At 58.4% G+C, this 23,470-nt stretch carries 17 protein-coding genes; 7 read left to right on the forward strand and 10 right to left on the reverse strand.

Annotated elements, in window-relative coordinates:
• Positions 1–19 precede the first annotated feature (19 nt).
• Genes acsA through AB1772_01675 form a run of 3 tightly spaced genes read right to left on the reverse strand, consistent with a single transcriptional unit; the run spans position 20 to position 3,115 of the window.
• Positions 20–1,723, reverse strand: a complete 1,704-nt coding sequence (gene acsA / locus AB1772_01665; protein ID MEW5795045.1) for an acetate--CoA ligase — start codon at positions 1,721–1,723, stop codon at positions 20–22.
• 3 nt (positions 1,724–1,726) lie between these two features.
• Complete coding sequence (gene acpS, locus AB1772_01670) at positions 1,727–2,113, reverse strand: holo-ACP synthase (GenBank protein ID MEW5795046.1); 387 nt, start codon at positions 2,111–2,113, stop codon at positions 1,727–1,729.
• A 33-nt stretch (positions 2,114–2,146) separates the two neighbouring features.
• Positions 2,147–3,115, reverse strand: coding sequence for an L-threonine 3-dehydrogenase (locus AB1772_01675; GenBank protein ID MEW5795047.1), 969 nt, complete (start codon positions 3,113–3,115; stop codon positions 2,147–2,149).
• A gap of 749 nt (positions 3,116–3,864) precedes the next feature.
• Here AB1772_01675 and AB1772_01680 point away from each other — a divergent pair.
• Complete coding sequence (locus tag AB1772_01680) at positions 3,865–4,326, forward strand: hypothetical protein (GenBank protein ID MEW5795048.1); 462 nt, start codon at positions 3,865–3,867, stop codon at positions 4,324–4,326.
• A gap of 338 nt (positions 4,327–4,664) precedes the next feature.
• Entirely contained in the window at positions 4,665–4,898 is a 234-nt protein-coding gene (locus tag AB1772_01685) for a hypothetical protein (protein MEW5795049.1), read from the forward strand.
• A 124-nt stretch (positions 4,899–5,022) separates the two neighbouring features.
• Here the strand turns inward: AB1772_01685 and AB1772_01690 are convergent, their stop codons facing one another.
• From AB1772_01690 to AB1772_01700, 3 genes are all read right to left on the reverse strand, one after another.
• Complete coding sequence (locus AB1772_01690) at positions 5,023–5,691, reverse strand: BMC domain-containing protein (protein MEW5795050.1); 669 nt, start codon at positions 5,689–5,691, stop codon at positions 5,023–5,025.
• A gap of 415 nt (positions 5,692–6,106) precedes the next feature.
• Complete coding sequence (locus tag AB1772_01695; GenBank protein ID MEW5795051.1) at positions 6,107–8,377, reverse strand: sigma 54-interacting transcriptional regulator; 2,271 nt, start codon at positions 8,375–8,377, stop codon at positions 6,107–6,109.
• Entirely contained in the window at positions 8,377–8,778 is a 402-nt protein-coding gene (locus AB1772_01700; protein ID MEW5795052.1) for a hypothetical protein, read from the reverse strand. Before AB1772_01700 ends, AB1772_01695 begins: the two co-directional genes overlap by 1 nt.
• Positions 8,779–9,166: 388 nt before the next feature.
• On the opposite strand from AB1772_01700, the gene AB1772_01705 reads away from it, so the two are divergent.
• Together AB1772_01705 and AB1772_01710 are read left to right on the forward strand one after the other, a co-directional pair.
• Positions 9,167–10,573 carry an O-antigen ligase family protein gene (locus AB1772_01705; protein ID MEW5795053.1) on the forward strand — a complete coding sequence of 469 codons (1,407 nt, stop codon included), beginning with the start codon at positions 9,167–9,169 and terminating at the stop codon, positions 10,571–10,573.
• Positions 10,574–10,997: 424 nt separating this feature from the next.
• The gene (locus tag AB1772_01710) at positions 10,998–11,714 is read left to right on the forward strand and encodes a hypothetical protein (GenBank protein ID MEW5795054.1); all 717 of its coding nucleotides are present in this window, start codon (positions 10,998–11,000) and stop codon (positions 11,712–11,714) included.
• Between the two features lie 500 nt (positions 11,715–12,214).
• On the opposite strand, the gene AB1772_01715 is transcribed toward AB1772_01710, so the two are convergent.
• Positions 12,215–14,719, reverse strand: coding sequence for a TIGR03960 family B12-binding radical SAM protein (locus AB1772_01715; GenBank protein MEW5795055.1), 2,505 nt, complete (start codon positions 14,717–14,719; stop codon positions 12,215–12,217).
• Between the two features lie 162 nt (positions 14,720–14,881).
• On the reverse strand, positions 14,882–15,394 hold the full coding sequence (locus AB1772_01720; protein MEW5795056.1) for a DUF6125 family protein: 513 nt from the start codon (positions 15,392–15,394) through the stop codon (positions 14,882–14,884).
• A 182-nt stretch (positions 15,395–15,576) separates the two neighbouring features.
• Here AB1772_01720 and AB1772_01725 point away from each other — a divergent pair, with 182 nt between their 5' ends.
• A complete protein-coding gene (locus tag AB1772_01725) occupies positions 15,577–18,522 on the forward strand; it encodes a S8 family serine peptidase (protein MEW5795057.1) in 2,946 nt (981 codons plus the stop codon).
• Positions 18,523–18,664: 142 nt separating this feature from the next.
• Here AB1772_01725 and AB1772_01730 read toward each other — a convergent pair whose 3' ends face one another.
• Positions 18,665–19,762 carry a hypothetical protein gene (locus AB1772_01730; GenBank protein ID MEW5795058.1) on the reverse strand — a complete coding sequence of 366 codons (1,098 nt, stop codon included), beginning with the start codon at positions 19,760–19,762 and terminating at the stop codon, positions 18,665–18,667.
• Between the two features lie 158 nt (positions 19,763–19,920).
• Here AB1772_01730 and AB1772_01735 point away from each other — a divergent pair, with 158 nt between their 5' ends.
• Positions 19,921–21,141, forward strand: a complete 1,221-nt coding sequence (locus AB1772_01735; GenBank protein ID MEW5795059.1) for a M20 family metallopeptidase — start codon at positions 19,921–19,923, stop codon at positions 21,139–21,141.
• Positions 21,138–22,613, forward strand: a complete 1,476-nt coding sequence (locus AB1772_01740) for a hypothetical protein (GenBank protein MEW5795060.1) — start codon at positions 21,138–21,140, stop codon at positions 22,611–22,613. The genes AB1772_01735 and AB1772_01740 overlap by 4 nt, the downstream gene beginning before the upstream one ends.
• A gap of 108 nt (positions 22,614–22,721) precedes the next feature.
• Here AB1772_01740 and AB1772_01745 read toward each other — a convergent pair whose 3' ends face one another.
• Positions 22,722–23,288 carry a DUF1579 family protein gene (locus tag AB1772_01745; protein MEW5795061.1) on the reverse strand — a complete coding sequence of 189 codons (567 nt, stop codon included), beginning with the start codon at positions 23,286–23,288 and terminating at the stop codon, positions 22,722–22,724.
• Between the last annotated feature and the right edge of the window lie 182 nt (positions 23,289–23,470).

Here is a 23,470-nt window from a genome sequence, read left to right on the forward strand (position 1 = left end):
TACTTGTGTATATGTCGCCTCATTCGTTTTCCAATGTCGACGTATCCCCGATTTCCTCACCCCACTCCTTGGCGCGAAGCACCCGGCGCATGATTTTGCCGCTGCGGGTTTTCGGCAGCGACGCCACATATTCGATTTCCTGCGGCATGGCGAGCGGGGAAAGTTTTCGCCTGATGAAGTTCATGATGTCCAGTTCGAGATCGACACTCGCCTCGAACCCCGGCTTGAGCGTGACAAACGCCTTGACCACCTCCATGTTGACCTCATCCGGCTTGGCTACCACTGCCGACTCCGCCACCGCCTTATGCTCAAGCAGCGCCGACTCGACCTCGAACGGGCTGACCAGGTGACCGGCAGTGTTGATGATATCGTCGTCGCGGCCCGCGAACCAGAAGTAGCCGTCGGCATCGATACTCGACCGGTCGCCCGGAAGGTACCAGCCGTCGCGAAACTTCGCCTTGTATGTTTCTTCGTTATTGCGATAGCCGCGCATCATGGCCGGCCAACCGGGTTTGAAAGCGATCAGGCCGACCCGCCCCGGTTCGTGGATCGGTTCGTAGGTTTTCAGATCAAGCACGGTGGCGGTTATTCCGGGGAACGGCCGGCCCATCGATCCCGGCTTTACTTTCATGCCGGGGAAATTGCTGATCATCATGGAACCGGTTTCTGTCTGCCAGTAATTATCATGAAAAGGGAGCCCGAATAAGCGGAGCGACCAGTGCACCGCCTCGGCGTTGAGCGGTTCGCCCACGCTGGCCAGGTGGCGAAGGCTGGACATGTTGTACTTTCTGACTACTTCGTCGCCCGCCTTCATCAGCGAGCGAATGGCGGTCGGCGCGGAGTACCAGACTGTCACCCGGTTTTTCTCAATAAACCGATACCAATTATCTGCCGAGAACCCGATATCGGCTACACACTGGGTAACGCCCAGCGTGAAGGGTGCGATGATTCCATACGATGTACCCGTGACCCAGCCCGGATCGGCGGTGCACCAGTAAATGTCGTCATCATGAAGATCGAGCACCCACTTGGCGGTCAGATATTGCGATATCAGCGAGTAGTGGACATGCTGCACACCTTTGGGTTTGCCGGTGGTGCCCGACGTATAGTGCAGCACCGATGGCGACTCGGCCGTAGTGCGATGCGACTCGAAATCGTCGACCGGTTTGGCCGCTTCGAGCGAGAACGCCATCTCGCGCTCTTTGAGTTCTTTCTTGCCGTCGTGATCGACAACGATGATATGCTGCAGGAACGGCATCTGGTCGATAATCCGCCGCACCTTGCCCACGTGCTTGCGCTGGGTGAGAATCACTTTCGCCTGCGCATCTTCCAGCCGCACGAACAGCGACTCCTCGCCGAAAGCTGAAAACAGCGGCTGGGCAATCGCGCCCAGCTTAAGAACGGCCACGAACCCGAGATATAACTCCGGGATACGATCCATGAAGAGGCAGACCCGGTCGCCCGGATGCACGCCCAGGCCGCGCAGGTAAGCGGCGATCGTGTTGGTCGCCAGGCGGACGTCGTTATAGGTGTATTTTTTCTCCTCGGATCCGGCTCCCTCCCAGATCAACGCCGTTTTGTCGGCCTTGCCCACTTGGCAGACGCGGTCGGAACAATACCAGCCGATATTGATGACCTCGCCCGGCTTGTAGCCCAGCTCTTTCTCGGCGATGTTCCAACTGAAGCTCTTAGCTCGGTCTTCGTAGAGGCCAAAATGACTCATTGTTTACTCGCTTGTTTGGTGTTGCAGGGCGACTACAGCGCAGGCGAGGTCATCGGTGAAACCCGAAGACACTAGGCAGCGCCCGCCATTTGTGTCGCCGATAATCTCTCTCAATCGGCCGTGCAATCGCACCGTTGGTCGGCCCGAGTCATCACTCAGTACTTCTATTTCCCTGAATCTCAAACCTTCATGCAATCCGATCCCCGCCGCTTTCAGCAGCGCTTCCTTGACCGCCAGGATCGCCGCCAGCCGGGCGTGAGGATGTCTACGTGATACGCAGCAGGCCAGTTCCTCCCGCGAAAAGAAATCATCGAGCAGCCTGGTTTGACCTTCCGCAGCGCGCTTGACGCGCCCCACCGCGACTATGTCGATGCCGAATATCTGCGCCAAAGCCAGTTCCTTGAGTTTGGAGAGGGAAAGTCCTCAACTCGCGGCGGGGGCGGTCTGAAGCTTGCGTGTGAGCACGTTGATCATGTCCTCGGTCATGCGGGCGAGATCGTATTGCGGCTTCCAGCCCCACTCGGCGCGGGCGCAGGAATCGTCCATCGAGTTGGGCCAGGAATCGGCAATCGCCTGGCGGACATGATCGAAGTCGTAGGTGACAATGAACTCCGGAATATGTTCGCGGATTTCATCGGCCAGCATCCTCGGCGTGAAACTCATCGCGGTGATATTAAACGCGTTGCGGTGAACGAGCCTCGCGCCGTCGGCTTCCATCAGCTCGATCATTGCCCGGATGGCGTCCGGCATGTACATCATGTCCAGCCAGGTATCCGGCTTCAGATAGCAGGTGTACTTCTTGTAGCGGATGGCCTGATAGAAGATATCGACCGCGTAATCGGTGGTGCCGCCGCCCGGCTCGGTCTCATAAGAGATAAGTCCGGGGAACCGAACGCCGCGGGTGTCAAGATTGAACCGCTTGTGGTAGTAGTCGCACAGAAGCTCACCCGCCACTTTGGTGACGCCATAAATCGTATCCGGGCGCTGAATCGTGTCCTGGGGGGTTTTATCCTGGGGCGTCAGAGGCCCAAAGGCGCCAATCGAACTGGGAAAAAACAACGAACACTGGTACTGCCGCGCCGCCTCGAGCATGTTGTACAAGCCGTTCATGTTGACCTGCCAGGCCACCCCGGGGCGCGACTCGCCGGTGGCAGACAATATGGCCGCCAGATGGTAGACCGTCCCGATCTCGTGAAGCTGCATCACGCGTGTGATATGGTGCGGATCGAGCACATCGAGAAACTCGAACGGGCCGGCGTCGCGCAGTTCCACATCGGCAGGCATTCGAACATCGGTAGCCACCACTTTGTTCTTGCCGTAGCGCTTTCGCAGCGCGGCGGTCAGCTCCGAGCCGATCTGCCCAACGGCACCGGTTACCAGGATCTGCTTCATCTCAGAGGACCTCAATACCTTACTCGTAGTTGACACGGCTGGCTGCGCTGGACGGTCCAAGTCAGCCGTATCGGCGTAAAATCAGGCGGGATAATACGAAACAGTCCGGGAAAATCAAGCGATTCGTCCGGGTTTGGGTAGTAGTCTGCAGTTCTCACTTCGTAGCCCTCAACTGGCGACAGATGAAAGACTTGCCGTAACCTCTTGAGAGGCAGTGCACTTAGATGGTGTGCTGTCATTCGATCCCACCTGACTGCACACGCACAACAGGCACAACCACGACAACCGCGATGCCCCAACTTGACTCAGGCGTCCATGTCTAGATCTCCTGGCGTGTTAATTCGACGTCCTGATGCGTCACGGTCAAGGCCAGTTCGGCCTCGCAACCGGTGCTCCCACTCTCTAACCTGTGGCACTCAACCAGGGCGTCAATGCCGGGTGCAAATGATAACTTGACAAACGAGGGCTTGAATCGTTATGAGAAGATAGCAGCAGGGGTGCACTAGCTAACTCTCTCGTAGAGACTCAACAGGAGTTAGGAGAATGAGCCAATAGTCAGATGACTTCAAGCAGGGACTACTGTCCGAAGGAGAAGGAGGTGTCGCATGATTTGATGTTCGGCTCACTTGTGGCGCAAGTTGGGGACCATGGGAATGACGATAGCTGATAGCGTCTGAAGGCGACTTTGACACACTAGTCAGGGCCTTTCAGACAGTAACTGCGATTCGTTAAACAGATGGAGGCCGATTATGTTAGTAGACAATTCATTACGGCGAGCCATTCTGTTCGGTACAGCATTCGTGCTGGGGCAATTTTGGGGTTGCAATTCTGACACAGGGATTGACGGGCCTGCGCCTTTCGTGCCAAACGAATCAGAGATCAAACTGAACGATTACTTTGATGTGAATGACAACCCGCTCGCTAATAACACTGACAATGCAGCTGTACTTCACACGTGGGATGACTCCCACGGGCGACTCTACATCACTAAAGCTGCCAGCTCCTATGCCGTCCGTTCTCGCATGAGTGATTTGGAGTCGCTGGGGTATCGTTTTTCGCCTGATCACTCATTCGAATTGGAAGACTACGGGATTCCCGAGAACAGCGGCAGAGCGATCCTTGTTCGCTTTGTAACTATTGCAATGACCTATCAGCCCGATCCAACACGCCAAGCGATGTATATTACTTACGCCGAATGCGAACTCGGTTAGGTTCTGGCGCACTACATGCTGACCTTTGTTGAACCACCACCGGATCAGGGCTTCATCTCAGAAGTGCCGGGAGTATGGCGTCTCAACTACCCCGCTGAGTTGGGATACTATCGCTCGGCTCAGAGCGGTGCACTTTCCGTCACAGTGTACGACTTCCTCGATTGCCTTGCCGCCCGTACCGCGGCCACTTGCGGGACTGCCCTAATAGTCTGTGGCGTTACCGGCCCAGGGTATCCGAAATGCGTTGCTGGCGGATGTGCCGGTGGAGCCATTAGCCAGCGCTATCTTGTGTGCATTCAAGCTCTGCTAGCCCTGGTGTAGAGTAACAGAGAGGTATTATGTCAGCGAATAAGCGAGACGAAAATCAAAGCACGTCATCGGCGCACGTCGGATTATGGTTTGGTCTCGGGCTGGCGCTGGGCTTTGCTGCGGGCTTTGGACCAACCGCGGCCAGCACTTTTGCGTTGGGATTTGAATGGGCCGTGTATCTTGTGGCCTTTGCGCTAGGTGCGGCGGGTGTTTTGTTAGCTCAGCGGCTGCTAGGCTATGAACTTGTCCGTTTGAAAAAGTAGCGTCGGGCGAGTCGCCTTATTGGTCGGGCAGTTTGTGGTGCTGAAGCTAGGAGTAACCATCGGTCTGGTAGGGGCTGAACGACCACCCGTATTTCGTTAAGCGAACTATGGTTGGTGTTCGTCCCTACCGCCCGCCGTGCCTTGCCGAGGCTATCGCCTCGAGCAACTGCTCCTTGTTGGCAATTGAGATCTGCCGCCCTTTGATCGGCAGGTCGGCGATCGTGCGCGCATAGCGGCGCAGCTTCACGACCGCCATCGCCTCGAGTTGCTCCCAGGTCGGCCGCCCCGATGATGGCGCCAGCTGAGGAGGCACGCTCTTCAGTGCCGCCGGCGTTGCCTGTGATGCAGCGTCAGGAGCGGTTGGCATTGCGGCCGGCTTGGCACGGACTTTGGGTTGGGGAGTTGATGTCGTTTTCGCGCGGAGGGGGGTGCGTGGCACAGACTGCTCTCTCGCTTTCCGGAGCGGAGCAGGCGCTGCAACCTCAGGGATCCCGCCCGGGCGGTACTTTCCGACAAAGCGTGGATACGGCAGGATCGCAACGACTTCGTCGTCCGACTTGGGGATCACGTGCATCGACACCAGCTCCCCGGCCGTATGCGCGGCCCGTGCTCCGGCCTCGACCGCACCCTGCACAGCGGACCAGTCGCCCTCGATCTTGACCGTCATCCGCCCGGCCGCGCCCTGCTCCGCGGAGACTATGACCACCTGTCCGGCATCCGATGCCGCCCGGGTTGCCGCGAGAGCACCGTCGATTCCGCTCGTTTCGATTAGTCCTAGCGCTGGTCGTGGCATGATCCGCGAATTTACATCGAGGGATGCTCCGTTTCAACTTAATAATCTGAACGGCTTTCGGCGGGCCACAAAAGAGTGTCGCCCGTGCACCCCTCAGGCACGGGCGACTGGGCACCAAGAAAAAGAGGACCTACCGAGCGCCTTGTCAGCGCCAGGAGTAAGAATGACGGACGGTATTGAGCAAGGGTCATGCCGCAGGATTGGTCCTGACGGCTAACCGTAAGTTCCCCAGCTTGTTACGCCGACAGACTGAATCGGGTACGTCGAGACTCCACCGTCCCCTTCGTATGAAAATACGAAACTGGATCGAAAAGAAAGGCGGTAAGCGCTTGACCGGTAAGCACTTACCGCCACCAAGGAGGGTTCAGTGATTTCGTACGGACTAACGAAACGGTTCTGACAGACCGTACTCGTCTTAATCGGGCATGCTGCCCTCCAGGCTGATGCCGTACCGTTTCAGCTTGGTTCTTACGGTCGCTTCGTGGATGCCGAGTATGCGGGCGGCCTCGCTCTTGTTGCCGCCCGCCGCGAGCAGCGCCTCGGTGATCAGTTGCCGCTCGAACAGCTCCACCCGCTCAAACAGCCCGGGGGAGTGATCCGCCGCCTGCTCGGGGGACAGAATCGAACGGACCACTTCGTGGAGTTGTCCGTCGGCCACCGACTGCGACATGAGCGAGAGCCGATTAATCACGTTGTCGAGTTCGCGAATGTTTCCCGGCCAGTCATGCGCCAGGAATTGCTGAACCAATTCGGGCGACACTCTTTGCTGCGGCCCGAGCAGTCCGCGCTTGCGCGTGAAGTGCTCGACCAGAAGCGGGATGTCTTCCTTGCGCCGGCGCAGCGGCGGCAGGTGGAGCGTAATGCCGCTCAGGCGATAGTAGAGGTCGCGGCGGAACGTACCTTGCTCGACCATCGCTTCCAAATCACGGTTGGTCGCCGCTACCAGGATGATGTCGATCTCCACCTGGCGGGTGCTTCCCAGCGGCGTGATGCGGCGAGACTCCAGCACGCCCAGCAGCTTGGCCTGAAGGCCGAGTGGGAGATCACCGATTTCGTCGAGCAGGAAAACTCCGCCGTTAGCCGCTTCGAACAGACCCGGCTTGTTGTGGTCGGCGCCGGTGAACGCTCCCTTGCGGAAACCAAACAGCTCGGATTCTAACAGATTCTCAGGCACCGAGGCGCAGTTTACTGCCACGAACGGACCGTCCGGCCGAACCAGCGAATGATAGTAGCGGGCGAGATGGTCCTTGCCCACACCGGTTTCGCCGGTAATCAGCACCGGCAGATCGGAGCGACTCAGCAGGGGCAGTTGCTTCTTTATCCGCTCCAGCGCGGGGCACCGGGTCAGATAATCGAACTCGCTTCGGTTTGTGACCGCCGCCGACGATGAACTTTCAGCGGTGAACCGTCCCAGGGCGTTGATTAGACGGCTGATTTCGTCCTGCTTGTTCCTGATTCGATTGCGCGAGTAAAACTCCTCCGCGCGGAACAGGTAGGTCAGCCTCTGGCGCTCGGTGAACACCGGCGATGATCCCGCGGCAGTCAGGGCCTCGGCTTTCTCCCAGCGCACGCCGGATTCGTCGAGGATATCGATAGCGCGCTGGAACAACTGGCGGGCCTCAGCGGCCTGCCTTTCGCCGAGATCGTCGGAGTTGCCGGTTGTTACCTGCGCCATGATCTTCTTAAGCGCGCCCAGTTCGACACGTTCGTCGACCCGCTCCATGATAACCGTAGCGCGCGCGGCTATCTTCCGCGCCAGGCGGAAGTCGCCGGTGCGCACCGCCAGCTCCGCCAGGTGACGCATCACCCGACCGGCCAGGGTGGTTCCGGGTGCAATAGTCTCGGCCTTCGCCAGCGCCTTGCGCAGGACGCTGCCGGAGAGATCAAACTCGCCGGTGCGATACTGCAGCTCGCCGAGATAGGTGAGATAGATGACCTCGTCGCGGGGCGAGTTGACCGCGGTCAGGAGAACGCCGGCTTTGCCGAACATCTCTTCGGCGTGCTCGAACTCGGCCTGCTGCAGGTAAACGTAGCCGAGCGAGAGCTGCGCCCGCATGGTCTCGAGATCATCGCCCAGATCGGATGACATCTCGATGTTGATTAAAAGGTGCCTCTCGGCCTCGGCAAAGTCGCCCATGAAGGTGTGCAGGCGGCCGATATTACCCATCATGAATGCCAGTTTGCGGCGGTCATCGAGCCGACGCGCGATCACCACCGCGTCCATCAGCACCGCCAGGGCGTTGCGATAGTCGGCGAGGCGGAAATACAGGCCGGCCAGATGATTGAGCGCCCGGCTTTGTCCTTCCGGGCAGTCGTTTCGTCTAAAGATCGATTCTGCGTCGCGGTACGCCTTTTGTGCTTCCGCGAGCTCACCCCTGTCACGCAGGATGCCGCCCAGGGTGACAAAGACCTCCGCCAGCATCAGGGAGTCGCCGGCTTTGGTCATTAGCGCCTGGGCGAGACGCGCCGCCTTAAGGGCGGCCGTGTAGTTGGTGAGGGAAGCATAAGCCTGGGCGGCGAGGTGGAGAATTTCCCCGACCTCGACTGACCCGACCTCAGTGGCTATCTGGCTCTGCTGAGCCTCATAGCACTGCACGGCGCCGACAAAGTCCCGCCTGGCCAAAAGTGTGCGCATGTGCGCGGCGGCCGAGACGCAGAACGCCTTGTCTACGTCGTGTCGGTTCATTATCTCGCCTCCCGGAGCAGTCTGTTACGTGCCGAGAACGACGCCTTCTCGGGTCGATAGCCCGAGCCGGCGCCGCCGCTCTGTGCCGCAGTCTGAACCGTGCTTTTCGGCTGACTAACGGCGGTTTCAATGGTCGCGCCGATCAACAGCGAGTTCACAAAGATGTCGATCGCCGGATAACCTGTGACTATCGCGAGGCGATAGGTCTGTTTGGCGGCGATACCGCCGCCGTCCGTTATCTGATCACCTCCCCACGGATGATCACCATCGTCGCCTTCGCCCCCGCCGGTCAGGCCTGGGTTGTTTACACCTTCGCCGCGGATCACCCCCGCCGGGGCGGTCACCGCCATGGCGAAAACCAGCGCCAGCACAAGAGCCGGCACCATGTACGAATGTTTCATGACACACTCCTTGGTTTGAGTATTTGATAAAGCTGTATTTTTCACGTCGTCCGCCATCGGCAGTCAGTCAGGCGGTGGTGAGGGGAAATGTCACTCCGGTCAACTACAGGATAACGCTGAGTTTATTTTGTGTCAATTGATTTGTGGGGTGATAAAGTAGCCTGAATCGGACTATATTCGCACGACAGAGCCGTGTCGCGTTTGCGTTGATGACATTGGCGTGATGCATACGCATAAATGAAAACCAATCCGACTGTTGCATGCCTGGGAGCGGCTGGAATAGGCAGAGTGCGTGCTGAGTGTACCTTCGCTCATCCAACAATCCCCATGACAACGCGTTCGCCTACAAGTATATTCCGACCGGACCCTGTGACCAGATCGCAACACAATGACCGGCTCAACCTCTGTTAATCGCATCGCTACTTCGCCCGCGGTGCCGGGCCTGCTCGCCCTGTCTCCGTTTCTGGCGGCGCTTGCGGCTGCGATCGGCATGATGGCTATCGGCCGCATGCTCGTGGCGATACTACTCCTTGCCGGGGCGGTGGCCGTGGCGCTCACGCTTCTACCTCGAATCTCGTTCTATTTGTTTATGGGATCGATGGCCGTCTGGCTGCCCCAGCAGGTCACCATGACCTTCGCCGTGCACGTTTTTGACTTCATGTTGGCGGTCTTGTTCGCGGGTGTGGCTGTCGAGTTTCTGCTGAAGTCGAATGGTGAAATTCGCTCCACCGGCTACGATCTGGCCTTTCTGGCCCTGATAGCGGCTACGTTGATTTCGGCCATCCTGGCCTACCGGCCGGTATACTCGATAGTGCCGGTTGTGCGTATCGCGACCATCTACATTGCTTTTCGAGTTTTCTACAAGTACGGTGAGGAGCTAGGGGTCAGGCGAGTCCTTACCACGTACGTCGGAATAGTGACACTGTTATCCGTATATAACTTCGTCAAGTTCATCGCTCACGGAGGGCAGATACGGGTTTTCGGGCTGGCGGAACTAGGATACGAGCCGATGTCCATGACGGCACTCCCCATGGCGCTCGCTTTCCTCCTCTGGGCGAACAGGTTCGGCGAGCGTTTCTGGTATGGCGTGGTCTGCGTGCTTATTGCCGCGGGAATATTCGCCACTCAAGCGAGAGGGCCGCTACTGACAGTAATGCTCGCAACGCCGGTGCTGCTCTGGTTTACCTGGCGTAAGGCGAAACGCGAGCAGAACCACACGGTAGTCCGATCGGCGCGACTGGTCACGCTTGGCATGATTTTGCTCGCCGTTGTCACAGTTTCTCTCAGCACCAATTTGCTCGCTAATGCCTGGGGGAGGTATCAGGAATTCATCGTGTCGCTGGGAGATCCTGAGGGGACAATTGCGCTCCGTCTGGTGCTCTGGAGAATCGCGCTGCGCACGTTTATGGATAATCCGCTGGTGGGAATCGGGATCGGCAATTTCCGAATTGTCCACGAAATCTATCCTGATTTGCGTGTGATTCCGTTGCACTTACAAGTCAAGGGGATGTCTGCTCACAATGTTCTACTCCACTATCTGGCAGAGACCGGCCTGGCCGGGACACTATCCTTGCTGACTCTCACGTGGCTTGGCCTACGCAACAGCTATCGTACTTACCGAGAAAGATTCTCGACAAGTGGCACGCAAGTATCGGCTGCGCTATTCATTGCCCTGCTTGTCTTTGCCCTCACTTTGCTTTACATGCGGGCGTGGACCTGGGGCGAGGGGGGGTACGTGATGGCGCTGCTTTTTGGAGTGGGCGCGGCGTGGAATCGACCAGCGCGACGGTCCTGACTAAGGCATTGTGTAGCGAGGGCCCCCTCGCAGACAGTCTCGGCCTGTTGCGAATAACAGTTGACAAATGGATCGAAGTGCCGATATTAATATTAGCGAAGCGCTGCTTGAGGGCATTTGAAGGACTTAATACCCGCCACCGAGTGTGGCTGAATCGGCAGACGCTTCCAACATCTAAATCTTCGGACCAGACAACCCCTGGCTCACCAGGGGTTGTTGTTTTCCGGCTCCTTGTGGTCCTGCCTGAGACTACCCAATTGCTGCAAGCGATCACCCCCCGGCCATCCCCCGCAGACTTCGTTGACCGACCAAGTGATTGTGATACAGCACCTTAAACTCACTCTTCCAGTCATTCCTGGTTGGGCGCGAGTTTTGCACAGCCTGGCCTGATGAACACGCCCCTCGACCCCCTCGGAGGTATCAGATGACTCGCAACCCCGTAATCATTTCGACTCTTGCAGTTCTCCTGGTGATAGCCCTGGCCGCCGGATGCAACAAGGAGAAGATAGTCGAAAACACTGAATACGTCCACGATATCGAGTACATACAACTGCCGCCCGATACAATCATCCAGTTTGACACGGTGGTGGTCGAGGACTCTGTGACGGTCCACGAGGTCGATACCGTAATGGTGATTGATACGGTTGTTCAGGTAACTCATGTCTATGATACCGTCGTAGTAACCCAGACCGTCACCATCCATGATACCGTGTTCACTGTTCAACATCATTACGACACGACTGTAGTTGTGGACACCGTCGTCACGCTGCAGTGCAACCCGAATCAGTACTTGGCTTTCACGGCGCTGGAGTACCATACCGATCCGCTGGTAATCCAGTTTATTTACCAACAGTTCGGCTACAACGACGGCTGGGTGCTGTATCTGTCGGCGCATCAGTCTGAAATCACGCGTCGATCTGCCGACGTTTACGATATCTACGGATACATTGACTACTGGACTCCCGACTGGTCGGCCTACTATCCTCTGGAGTATTACTGGCGGATGACCTTCACCGGCGGCGATCCGGCTGATCCGAACAAGTGGAATATCAGCGAGCCGCCGACCGGGGCACCGTCGGGCCACCAACCGGGCGTGCGTATGGCGCCGAAGGCCTCGCCGATTCAGCGCGAGATGAACTAGGGGAGTCGAGTTGCGCGCATTGTCCACCTGAGCGCGCGACCGGGCATTGTCCTTCGGGCAAGGGCCATGTCCACACGCGCTGACTTAACGTTAGATATCGTGCCTGGCGCAACTCCTGGTGCGCCAGGGTTCAGGGAGCAAGCCGTGTTTTTTCCGATGCATGGGGCTGTGGTCTTGGCAATGGTCGAGTTGGCGCACGAGGACGTACGCCAACCACGAATATGCACACGACTTACCGCGAAGCGCCTAAGCTGTCATGCCCGATCCAGTCGGGCATCCACGGCCACTCTCAGTTGCAAAAGGCGAGACGGTAGCCCACAGCTTGCCGTGGCTTGTTCGCATCTGAACGAAGTATCACTGTAGTGCCCGGCCCTGCGCAGAAGCGCGGGGTCCTCATCTGCCGGCGAAGGGCAGGTCTTCGTGCGAGAGTTGTTTCAATCCCACCCGCAAGAGGGTGGGCCACCGGGGCATCCGTCGCGTGCATTCTACAGTCACTCGTCTCACAAATCCATCGGGTCGATGCGGCGGCCGAAATCGTCGACTCGGTAAAGCGCCCGCCGATGAAACGGGAGTGCTTCGATTGGAACGGTCAGACTCTCTGTCAGAAACGTCGCCACCTCGGTCGGCTTGGCGTAGCTCCCCTCGCCCAATCCCAGAACCATAACCAGCTGGTTGGTTTCGATCTGTAGAGTGTAAACACCGGGCCTGAGATTCACCGTTTTCACCTTGTCTTCCGCGCCTCGTTCGCACTCGAGCTTTTCGCTCGCCAGGATCGTGGCTAGCGACGCCTCCAATTGTTCGCGATCCGACCAATACTCATACGATACCGCGTACTCGGCCCGGTTGAGCGCTCCGCTTAGCGACGCCTTTTTCTCCAGCGCGGTGCGCGCCTCAAGGATTTCGATCCCCTGCGGCAGCTGCCTGCGCAGATTGTCGATCATGTACGGCATCAGGCCGGTCTCGAGTGTGATGTCGATATACTCCGCTTCCGACGTAAACCCCAGCGGCAGCGGCGGGCCAAGCGAGAGTTTCATGATCGGATTGTGTCCCTGGCTGTAGGCCACCGGAAGGCGGGCGCGCCGTAGCGCACGTTCCATCAAATGCAGATTGTCCAGGTGCGACATATACTTGAATCGGGCCGACTTGCTCCATCGCACCCGCACCCGATTCTTGGTTGGCGCGGTCTGATCCTTGACGATAACTCGTTTCTTGGCGCGTCCGAACTCGGGTTGCTTCTCGTTCCGGCTGCTTTCTCTCTCAGGGGGTTGCATCTGGGCGACATGAGGTTGAAGTTGCAACGACGTCTTCTGCCGCTCCTCGATCAGGTGCTCAACCGATTTGCCTTTGGCAATGTGAGACCACGGAAGCCGCTGGGTGAACGGTATCGGCTTCATCTTGGCGACCGTGTCGATATTGTGCCGCTCGAGCGCCTCTGTCCACTTGGCGAAATCAAACGATTCGCCCCAGCTGTCGAATCGGCAACCCAGACGAAACGCCGTCTCGATCACGTCGGCCATCTCCCGCCCGCCGCGTCCGATCAGCGCCGAAATCGTCGCCATCTGGCTGCTGGCAAAGCGAAACTGCACCTGCCCGGAGCGCGTCTGTCGCTTGACAAATCGTATGCGCTCGAAAACTTCTTTCTCGGGCAGGGCTTCGTCCCACTGGAACGGCGTGTGCGCTTTCGGCACGAACGGCGAGAGGGTGACGTTGATGGCCGCCTTATGCGTGTACTCTCGTCCGACCGTGAGCACCTTGCCGCACAGATCGGCGATACCGCGAAGGTCGTCCTCAGTTTCGGTCGGCAGCCCGACCATGAAATACAGTTTGAGGCTGGTCCAGCCGTTGGAAAAGGCGATCCGCGCCGTGTCCAGAATCGCTTCATCCGGGAAATCTTTGCGAATCACGAGGCGCAGCCGTTCGGTGCCGGCCTCGGGGGCGATAGTCAGCCCGAACTTGCGCACTGTGCTCGCGGCTTTGATAACGGTGGGCGAAACACTGCCCGGCCTGAGTGAGGGCAAGGATATCGATACTCGCTGCTGCGCGAGGCGTGACGATAATGATATCACCAGCTTTTCGAGATCGGGATAATCGGTTGCCGATAATGCCAAGAGCGACACCGCGCTGTAGCCGGTGGCGTTCAGCTGCGTCTCCACCTGGCGGCTGATGTCGCTCACAGAGCGAATACGCACCGGGCGATAGATCGGTCCCGCGTAGCAGAACTTGCACCCTTGCGGGCAGCCGCGCATGATTTCGACCCCGAGATGATCGTGCACGGTCTCGACCAGAGGTACCAGCGGCTGACTTGGATAGTATTCGGGCTTCAAATCCGGGATAACACGCGCCTTAATCGTCTCCGGCGCAAACGGCACAACTGGTTTTGCCTGGGTGTCGTAGAATCGCGGAACGTATACTGATTCGACTCGCTCAGCTAACGCGCGCAGACGCTCTTCTTTGCTGTGGCCGCGCAACTCATGCAGAATCGCGAGCATCTGCGGGAGACCTTCCTCGGCGTCGCCGATAAAGAACAGGTCAAAGAACGGCGCGAGCGGCTCCGGGTTGTAGACCGCGGGGCCGCCGGCCATGATTATCGGATCGCTTTCCCCGCGCTGGTCGGCCCGAAGAGCGAGACCGGCGAGTTCGAGCATCGCCAGCGTGTTGGTGGCGACCATCTCGTCAACCAGGGTGAACCCGATTGCGTCGAATTCGCGCGCCGGGCGGGAGGTCTCCAGCGAAAACAGCGGAATCGCCTCGCGCCGCATGAGCGCTTCGGCGTCGGTATCGACCGCGAACACCCGCTCGCACAGGAAGCGGTCGTCTTGGTTGACGATATGATAGAGGCTTTGAAGGCCGACATACGACTGGCCGACCTCGTACTTGTCCGGGTAGGCGTGGAGGTAGTTGACCCGGCCCTTAGGATCCTTGACGATCTGGCCCGGTTCGCCGCCGGAATACCGTCCGGGGCGGATGACAAACGGGAAGAAGCGTTCTTCGAGCAGTTTTCTCATAGGAAGCAGGTGCGACGGTTTCCGGTCGGCGGGGGGAAGGATAAGGGATTGGGGGGAGGGGGGCAAGGGGGGGTGTTTTTTGGGGGACGGACCTGCGGTCTGCCCCGACTGGAGGGGCATGACGCTTAGGGGTCGACAGCCACCAAGGCCGTCACCGCCCCCTTAAATCGAAAACCGCCAGCCGCAGTAGTGGCGGTCGCCGGCCGACGTGTCGGGCGGGCAGCATATCACCTCGGTTTTGATCCGGGGATCGATAGTGCGCGCGAATTCGGTGTACTCAACTACGCCAACCGACTTGCAGGGAAACAGCGGGAGCTGCTTCTTCCGGCGCGCCGACTGCACCCGGCAGTCGACCATATAGAACTCGAACGACGATTCGGTCTCGTTCCTGATTTCCTGCGTGTTCAGGAAAGCGTACATACGATACCGCAGCGCCTTTTTCAGACCCGGCAATCCGCTGCCGGGCGGTATGCCGTGAAGCGCCATGATCCGCTGCGCCTCGATTACGGTGAATTTCGCCCACGCCTGGGTGTCGAGTTCAATCGCGGCTGCCATGCCGGAATGTCTCTCGACCGCCTGGAACCAGAGGCCGTCGTGGGCAAGCCAGTTCTTGGCGAAATCGGCCAGCATTTTCTCAAGGGTTTCGCGATCAAGGTCTTTCAGTTGCTCGAACATCGCCGTGCTATCCGGTCAGATCGTATTCGGATACAACTATAAACCGAATGCCGCCTTTACAAAAGAAACTTGTGAGCCTATTTTGGGGGTTAGAGACTGTAACGGTTGTCGAATGGGCGAACGGGCATGGTTTTCGCTTTGCATGGCTCCGGCGCTCATTCGTCTTGTTTTTGGAGTACCCGATGAGACTTCCCGCCCTGGCGATTTTGTTATCGACTGGCCTGCTTGCTTTCAATGCCCCCGCGCATGCCGGGCAACTGGACCCTGATTTGGCCGAGGTCATCCTTAATGCTCCCGCAGACTCGCTGATCAGTGTCTGGATCGAAACGGTGACCTCTCATGACGCCAAAGACCTGAAACGATCTGTCGCCTCTCGGGCGGCCACGCCCGCCGAGCAGCACGCGATCGCCTGGAATGAGTTGAAACATGCCGCCCGCGAGCAGGACGGCCTGGTAGAACATCTCAATACGCTCAAGGCACGTGGCCGGGCGGAGCGCGTGAAAGGGCACTGGATTGTCAACGTTGTCGAGGCTGAGATAGCCGCCGATCAGTTTGCTCTACTGGCAAAGCGAAATGAGATAGTCAATATCTATTTGAAACCTACAATCGCCCTGGTCGAACCACTGAGCGAGGTGGAGCCTGCCCCGCAATCGCCGGACAGCGCCATGTCCAACCTTCAGCACATACGAGCCCGTGAGGCCTGGGCCGCGGGCTACACCGGCGCGGGTCGACTGATATGCAGTTTCGATACGGGTGTGAACGGACTGCACCCGGCTTTGTACAGCCGGTGGAAAGGGCACGACGGTGACTCGGCGGCCGCCTGGTTCGACCCGGTCATGGATCAGCCATTTCCCCACTACTTCTCCTACAGCCCGGCCCACGGCACCCACACCATGGGGATCATGGTCGGAGCCGACCCGACTACATTTGACACTGTCGGGGTGGCCCCCGGGGCGAAGTGGATTTCGGCGGCGGTTATCGATATTCCCGGCGCGTCTATTCTCGACGCTTTCGAGTGGGCGGCCGACCCCGACGGCAACCCGAACACGGTAGCCGATGTGCCGGATGTCATTAATCACAGTTGGGGTTACACGTACATTTCATGCCTGGACATTTTTTACGACGCTGTCGACAACACCGAAGCGATGGGCATTGTCAACATCTTCTCGGCCGGAAATGTCGGACCGAACCAGATGACTATTGTAAGCCCGGCCGACCGGGCGCTTGACTCGATCGATTGTTTCGCGGTGGGTAATCTCAATCATGCTATCGATCAGCTCGCCGGTAATTCGTCACGAGGGCCGTCGCCCTGCGACGCCCTTGCTATCAAGCCGAACGTAGTCGCCCCAGGGACCAGTATAAGATCGTGCTGGTACAACTATACCACCACGCGATATAACACGATGAGCGGTACGTCGCAGGCGGCGCCGCATGTCTCCGGTCTGGTGGCGCTGCTGAGGCAGAAGAACCCAAATGCCACGGTTGACGAGATCAAGACGGCAATACTAACCACCACCCGCAGGGTGATCGCCTGGGGTGGTATGCCCAATAACCTGTATGGCTGGGGCGAGATTGACTGCCTCGCGGCACTGAACGCGCTGTCCTCGGCCAATCCGACATCCCACCTGCGCGTCTATGATTTCGATCATGCGCCGATTCTGCCGGGTGATACTGTCCGTGGTGCGGTCCTTCTGCAGAACTTGGGAGCGCTCGCCACCAGTGTGACTGCGCGGCTTTTGGCGACCAACAGCGCCCTGACGATACTGGATCCAAATCTAACATTCGGTAATATCGCCCAGGGGAGTATTGTGCGGTCGACCGATTCGCTAACGGTAGTTGTCGCGGATACGGTCACCGACGGCACCCTTTTGTCGGCGGACTTCCAGATCCAGCGCGGGGCGGTGAATGATACCGTGCTGCTACACTTCATCACAGGCGATCCACCCGATAAGATGCTTGCCACCCACAGCGGCAGTCGCATACGCTTCACGCTCTCGGATTTCGGCGCCTATGGGTTCGGGCCAATGACCTATCCTTTCTTCCCTCTACCCGAGGGAGTCGGATTCACGTTCGACGGTCTGAGCAATGATCTTTTCGAGGGCGGGCTGATGATCGGCACCGGTTACTCCAAGGTCTCCAGCGGCGTTCATTCGTACTTGTTCGAACCGGACATGGATTTCAAAGTCGCGCCGAGCGGGCAGATCCAATATCTCGCCCCCGGACCAATCGCCCCCCAGCAGACCTGGGCGATGTTCAACGACAGCAATGCCAAGCGCCCGCTGGGAGTACTGGTCACTCAGGAGTCCTTTCTGTACGATACGCCGAATGACGATTTTGTCATACTCCGGTATATCCTGAAGAATGTCTCCGGGGCGACGCTTTCGAACTTGCATGTTGGCCTTTTCATGGATTGGGATTTATCGCCTAATGTCAACTCCAATGCGGGAGCGTACGAGCCTGTCGGCGAGTTTGTGTGGCAGGCGTACTACAACGGATCGACATACTCACGCTACCGGGGAATAAAACTCCTTGTTGGACCGCAGTCGGCGGCCGGTGTAATCGATTTCGATGTGTATCGCCACTGGCCGCCAATCACTGAGCCGCAAGTCGGCGACGGGTATTCTACGGATGAGAAGTTCGGTACGATGGTCAGCGGTTTTCTATATGCCGACATCAACAGAACCGAGCGTGATGACTGCTTCTCGATCGTCGCCGCCGGTCCAATGACACTAGCGAACGATCAGGTCGACACCGTCACTTTCGCCGTCCTGGCCGGCACCGCACTGGAGGATGTTCGCGACGCCGCCCTGCGAGCTGAAGCACTCGTGACCGATGTCGACGATGACCCTGGAGATCCGACCCTGCCGCGGGAGTTTGTCCTCCACCAGAATTACCCCAACCCGTTTAATCCGTCGACTACGATCAGTTTCGACCTGCCGCGCCGCAGCCGCTACCGTCTGGAAATACTGAACGTGCTCGGCCAGACCTTGTACGAGGTTGAATCCGAGGCGCCCGCCGGCCGCCATGATCTCGCCTGGGATGGCGCAGGGTATGCAACGGGAGCATATTTCTATCGCCTCACGGTCAGTAAACGCTCATGGACGCGCAAGATGATGCTGTTGAAGTAAGACACGCCTGCAACATGCAAGTTGAATCCTCACACAGGCAAAGCTGACGGCACGGTTGGAGCCCTGCCGATCGATTCAGGTTGTGGTTGGCGTACGTCCTCGTGCGACAACTTTAGCAGTGACGTGAGCTGCCTAGGCCTGATCACAAGAACAACGGCCAGATGGGACCATTGTGAATCGCACGGAGTTGCTCGGCCTCGGCTGAGGTGCGGCAAAAGAACACCAGGGATTCGATCGGCACCAGGTTCAGATCAAAATCCCCCAGGTGGCGGAACTCCTGCTCGGCCCGCCAATCAGATTTTTGGCCGTTCGACTGCCAGAGCCAGCGGTCATCTCCCGAACAATCCGGGGTAGACCCGCTCGCATGATAACGTACCTGCTGCACGCCCAGCCGTTCGGCCAGGAGCCGCTCAATACCCACACCGTACGGTTCAAACGACATCTCACTGTAACGTGCCCGCCAGCGCATTAGCGGGATGACCTCGGCCGGATTGAGGCCGGAAAGGGAAACAGTCGCAACTTTCCCCGGCATATGTCGACCGCTTGCGATGATTCGCTGCATCTTAGCAATACGCAGGAGAGTGTCGAATGCCGTTCGAGTCCAACGGTCCGACCGAATGACTTCGCGATAGAATACGACTTTCCTCTCATCAGGCCACGGCTGACTCACACTACGTGTCCAATGTATCAAGTACTTTTCGCGCACCTGCTCAAGATCGAGGTTCAGCCGCTCGGCGCTAAGGTCGTACTTGAGTGGCATGGACCGATCCGCCTCGGTCAGGATAAACCTTTTGTCTATATCGCGGCCCGATACATCCGCCTCCGCCAGCAGAGCCTCCATCGTGCCACCTGGGCGGCAGCAAATCGGCAGCAACAGGTCGGCATGGACGACAACCGCCCGATCCCGCTCCGCCGCGCCGGCCGATACTGTGTCCGTCCCGCTGCTTCTCGCGCGGACAAAGCGGGTGAGTTCATGGTCGAGATTGAATTCCGCCAGTGCGAGATCACACTCGCCGAGAAAACTCGCCTCCGACACCGACGGTATAACCAGTACAAGGGGGAGGCGAAGGTCCGACGCTAGCGACGTAAGCAGCTCCCAGGTCTGCAGGCCGACCGAGCTGACCAAGCCGAGACCCTCGCTCTGCAGCCAACGCATGGCCGCGACCGATCGTCTGACCCACTCGGTGCGACCGGTCGGTCTGAGCGGCTGTCGCGACAGCAGTATGGCGGCGTAGCGCATCGCAGCCCTCCTAAGCCGGGGTGCTGAATGATTCTCCTGCCAGATTAAAACGGTTCAATCGACCGGTGTCAAGCATTTCTCGCCGCCTGTTGACACAGAGCGAATGGAGCGCGTATTGTTAGTATGCGGGAAAACGAATCCCAGCCAGGAGCAGCCAGTTGATACAACCAAGAAAAGCGAGTTCCACTATCAGCTCCGCAAGTCGAGTGCTGGAGCTTGCCCGGCGGTGGCATCCAACTCAAATCAAATGGCGACGCCACCTCCATCAACATCCCGAAATCGCCCATGAGGAGCACGAAACGACTGCTTTTCTCAAGAACGAGCTCGGCAAGCTCGGCTTGAAGTTCCGCCCGCTCAGCCTTAAGACCGGGGTTATCGCTGAGCTTGCCGGTTCCGCGCCCGGGCCTACAGTCGCGATAAGATCAGATATCGACGCGCTGCCCGTACCAGAGCAAACCGGCCTGCCGTTCGCCTCCAGAATTGCCGGAAAAATGCACGCCTGCGGGCACGATATGCACATGGCCACAGTTCTCGGCGCGGCGGCGGTGCTTTCGGAATTGAAATCCGAGCTAAAGGGCACGGTGCGGTTTCTCTTTCAGCCTGCTGAAGAGGTCCCTCCGGGAGGAGCGATCCTGTTGATCAAGGATGGCGCATTGGGCAAAGTCGACGTCATCTTCGGGCTGCATGTTGATCCCGCCCACCCCGCCGGCACGATCGCTCTGTGCGATGGTCCATTGATGGCCAACGTGTACGATTTTGATATTGGGATCAACGGAAAGGGCAGTCACGCCGCCCGTCCGCATCTGGGTGTGGACGCTATCGCCACGGCTGCGGCCGTCATCGATGCCCTGCAGGTTTTAGTCTCTCGACGGATCGATCAAAGCGTACCGGCGGTGATTACGATCGGCCAGATCGACGGCGGCACGGCCAGAAACGTGATTGCGGCAAACGTGCGCCTTATCGGCACTGCCCGTACGCTTGATCCAACCATGGCCAAACGGATCCCAGGTCTGATACGGCAGACAGTCAATGCCGTGTGCCGGGCCCATGGCGCGAGCGCCGAAATAACGCCGGTGGCCTCATACCCGATGCTCATAAACGACCCGGCTGTCAATCGCCTATATACCGATCAATTCGCTTCAATGTTCGGACGAAGGCAGGTCCGAATCGCTGACCGCAGCCTGGGCGGTGAGGATTTCGCATACTATCTGCAAAGAGTGCCGGGCGCGATGTTCCGCCTCGGCATTCGCAACTCGAAAATCGGCGCCGACCAGCCCTGGCATTCATCGAAGTTCATCGCAGATGAGGATGCCATTTTCTACGGCACGTCGTTGCTCGCAGCGGCCACCATGAAATACGCGGAAACCGGTGCTTCATGAAACGCGCCGCCCTGACATTGCTTTTCGTACTCGCGGGGATGATTGTCTCTACCCCGGAGGCCGTGGGTCAACGCACGCCGGGACAGGCGGTGACCTGGCGCAATTTCGATTATGTCCGTGCGGTGACATCGTCAAACAGTCACGTTTATTACGCCACCTCCGGCGGCATAATCCGCTACGACAAACTGCGCCGTCAGTGGGAGTTGCCGCTTACGGGCGCCGACGGCACCCCGACTGAGGACGTACAGCAGTTGTGGGTCGACCAGTTCGGGCAGACACTCTTCCTCGGCACTGAATTGGCGCTGTACGAGTATGATGCGTTCTTCGATCGCTGGACCTCAATCACCGAATTGCCCCAGCTTGATAACCAGATCAGCCATGTGCCTGCGCCGGACATCCTCACACCCCAGTTCGATGCCATCTATCGCGGCCAGGGGGAGTTTGTCGATTTTTTCAGCCGTCGTTTCGAGACCACTGATATCGTTCAGGACGCCGTCGGCGATCTCTGGATCGGCACATGGGGCTTCGGTCCGGCGCGGGGAGAAGTATTATCGGGCCTGATGGAGCTGCTTCCGTACGGATTGCTGCAGAACCAGGTGGATGTCATCCTGCCGGACGATACGGTCCTATGGCTGGCGGGTGAGATCAGGGGTGATTTTCGCACCGGACTCACCAGCTTTGACCCGTCGGGCAATCGATTCTCCTATATTGAATCCGGCCTTACGGGCGATTTTCCCGCCAATGATGTCTACTGTCTTCAGGCGGATTCGGCCTGGATCTACGTGGGTACGCCGAGAGGGTTGTATCGCCTAAACAAATCTGACCACATAGCCCGCGGGCCGCTTAATAGCCGCCGCGGATTGCCCGATGATTTCGTAACCTCTCTCGCGCTTACCGGCGAATCGCTCTATGTAGGCACGGCCGGAGGGCTGAGCCTTCTGCGGCTCCGCTCGGACTCGCTGGTCCGGATCTGGCCAGAGACGTTTCGCCGGCAGATCATATACGACCTGGAGGTTGTCGACAACACCGTGTGGATAGCGTCGAGCGCCGGGGCATTCCGCTACACTCCGGAGAATGACCGCCTCCAGCAGTTTCAGGATTCCGACCTGGTGCTATTCCATGAGGTGCTAAACGTCGAGCATTATGGTTCAGCGGTCTGGCTGGCCGCCGATGAGGGTGTGGTGAGACTCGATCTGAATACGGGCAAATCGGAGGCGTTTCGAGAACCATCGAGCCTGCGCGACCGCCGCGCCCTGGCGGTGAATGACCGCCTGATAGCACTGGCGGTCAACAACGGAGTGGCGTTGATAATTCCGGGCCGAAAGAAGACTCGCACGGTGAAGCTGACGACCAACGATGGTCTTTCCTCCGATGACATCCGCACGCTCTATCTTGGCGGCGACTACTTGTGGATCGGTTCCGACAGAGGACTGACCCGATTCCTTTGGAACGACCCTCGCTGGGTGGATTGACCCGGAGACCCGCGGCGCACGGCTCGTAGCATACTGGGATGACCATCGCGCCTTGTGCGTTCGGTGCGAGGCGGACGTGCCGGTTCACCACGCACCGAATGTCGGGTTCTACTGCCGCGTGTACGTGCCGCGCATGGAGACAAACCAGGTCTGGCCGTCCATCGAGTTCTCCATCATCCAATTCATCGTCTTGTCAGTGATGTCATAGTAGGTAGTCCGGGTGAACATGGTCATGCCCTGCATGAGGTCCTTGCCTGAGTGCACCAGTCTGCCGTCCATGAAATCGCCCTCGTAGTATGACATCCGCCCGGCGAAATTGTCGGTCCAAATGCCCTGCCACTTGCCGGTCTCGCGATCGAATCCGGTCAGGCTGAGACCTTTCATTTCCATGCCCATCATGTTGCCGGTGAAATCCATTTGCAGGGCGGCGCCGCCGCACACCAGAGTAAACACTGCAGCGGCATCATGCTTGGTCCACTCGGCATTCGGGTCCATGCGCATTTCGCCCTGGTATTTCCACGAGCCGACAAATCCGGCCACCTGTTTCATCTCGGCAGGCGGGCCGAACGCGTGCATTTCCTGAGTCTCGCCGTGGCCCTCATGCTGAGCCAGTACCGGCAGGGCCGGCACAGTTGCGGCGAGTACTATCATAATGATGTTGAACACTGACTTCATACTGTACTCCAGACGGGAAAAGTATCGGTTATAGGTTTGAGTTCCTGATTGGTTGGTTCATATACGAAAACGGCCCCTGAGTGTCAAGCCGTCAATCAGCAAACATCAGGTTGCTCGCGAGGGTTCCCGCATGAGGGCGAATGTGATGCGACGGCAGAAGGTGGTAGCCCACAGCTTGCTGA

This window comes from Candidatus Zixiibacteriota bacterium, assembly GCA_040752815.1.
In the GTDB taxonomy this organism is placed as follows: Bacteria; Zixibacteria; MSB-5A5; order GN15; family FEB-12; genus JAGGTI01.

Excerpts from the sequence above, each read along its gene's own strand:
- AB1772_01720 (MEW5795056.1), bottom strand. The coding sequence starts at position 15,394 with ATGTTCGAGCAACTGAAAGACCTTGATCGCGAAACCCTTGAGAAAATG.
- AB1772_01710 (MEW5795054.1), top strand. The coding sequence starts at position 10,998 with ATGACTCGCAACCCCGTAATCATTTCGACTCTTGCAGTTCTCCTGGTG.
- AB1772_01685 (MEW5795049.1), top strand. The coding sequence starts at position 4,665 with ATGTCAGCGAATAAGCGAGACGAAAATCAAAGCACGTCATCGGCGCAC.
- AB1772_01680 (MEW5795048.1), top strand. The coding sequence starts at position 3,865 with ATGTTAGTAGACAATTCATTACGGCGAGCCATTCTGTTCGGTACAGCA.
- AB1772_01695 (MEW5795051.1), bottom strand. The coding sequence starts at position 8,377 with ATGAACCGACACGACGTAGACAAGGCGTTCTGCGTCTCGGCCGCCGCG.
- AB1772_01725 (MEW5795057.1), top strand. The coding sequence starts at position 15,577 with ATGAGACTTCCCGCCCTGGCGATTTTGTTATCGACTGGCCTGCTTGCT.
- AB1772_01730 (MEW5795058.1), bottom strand. The coding sequence starts at position 19,762 with ATGCGCTACGCCGCCATACTGCTGTCGCGACAGCCGCTCAGACCGACC.
- AB1772_01675 (MEW5795047.1), bottom strand. The coding sequence starts at position 3,115 with ATGAAGCAGATCCTGGTAACCGGTGCCGTTGGGCAGATCGGCTCGGAG.
- AB1772_01715 (MEW5795055.1), bottom strand. The coding sequence starts at position 14,719 with ATGAGAAAACTGCTCGAAGAACGCTTCTTCCCGTTTGTCATCCGCCCC.
- AB1772_01690 (MEW5795050.1), bottom strand. The coding sequence starts at position 5,691 with ATGCCACGACCAGCGCTAGGACTAATCGAAACGAGCGGAATCGACGGT.
- AB1772_01740 (MEW5795060.1), top strand. The coding sequence starts at position 21,138 with ATGAAACGCGCCGCCCTGACATTGCTTTTCGTACTCGCGGGGATGATT.
- acsA (MEW5795045.1), bottom strand. The coding sequence starts at position 1,723 with ATGAGTCATTTTGGCCTCTACGAAGACCGAGCTAAGAGCTTCAGTTGG.
- AB1772_01700 (MEW5795052.1), bottom strand. The coding sequence starts at position 8,778 with ATGAAACATTCGTACATGGTGCCGGCTCTTGTGCTGGCGCTGGTTTTC.
- AB1772_01705 (MEW5795053.1), top strand. The coding sequence starts at position 9,167 with ATGACCGGCTCAACCTCTGTTAATCGCATCGCTACTTCGCCCGCGGTG.
- AB1772_01745 (MEW5795061.1), bottom strand. The coding sequence starts at position 23,288 with ATGAAGTCAGTGTTCAACATCATTATGATAGTACTCGCCGCAACTGTG.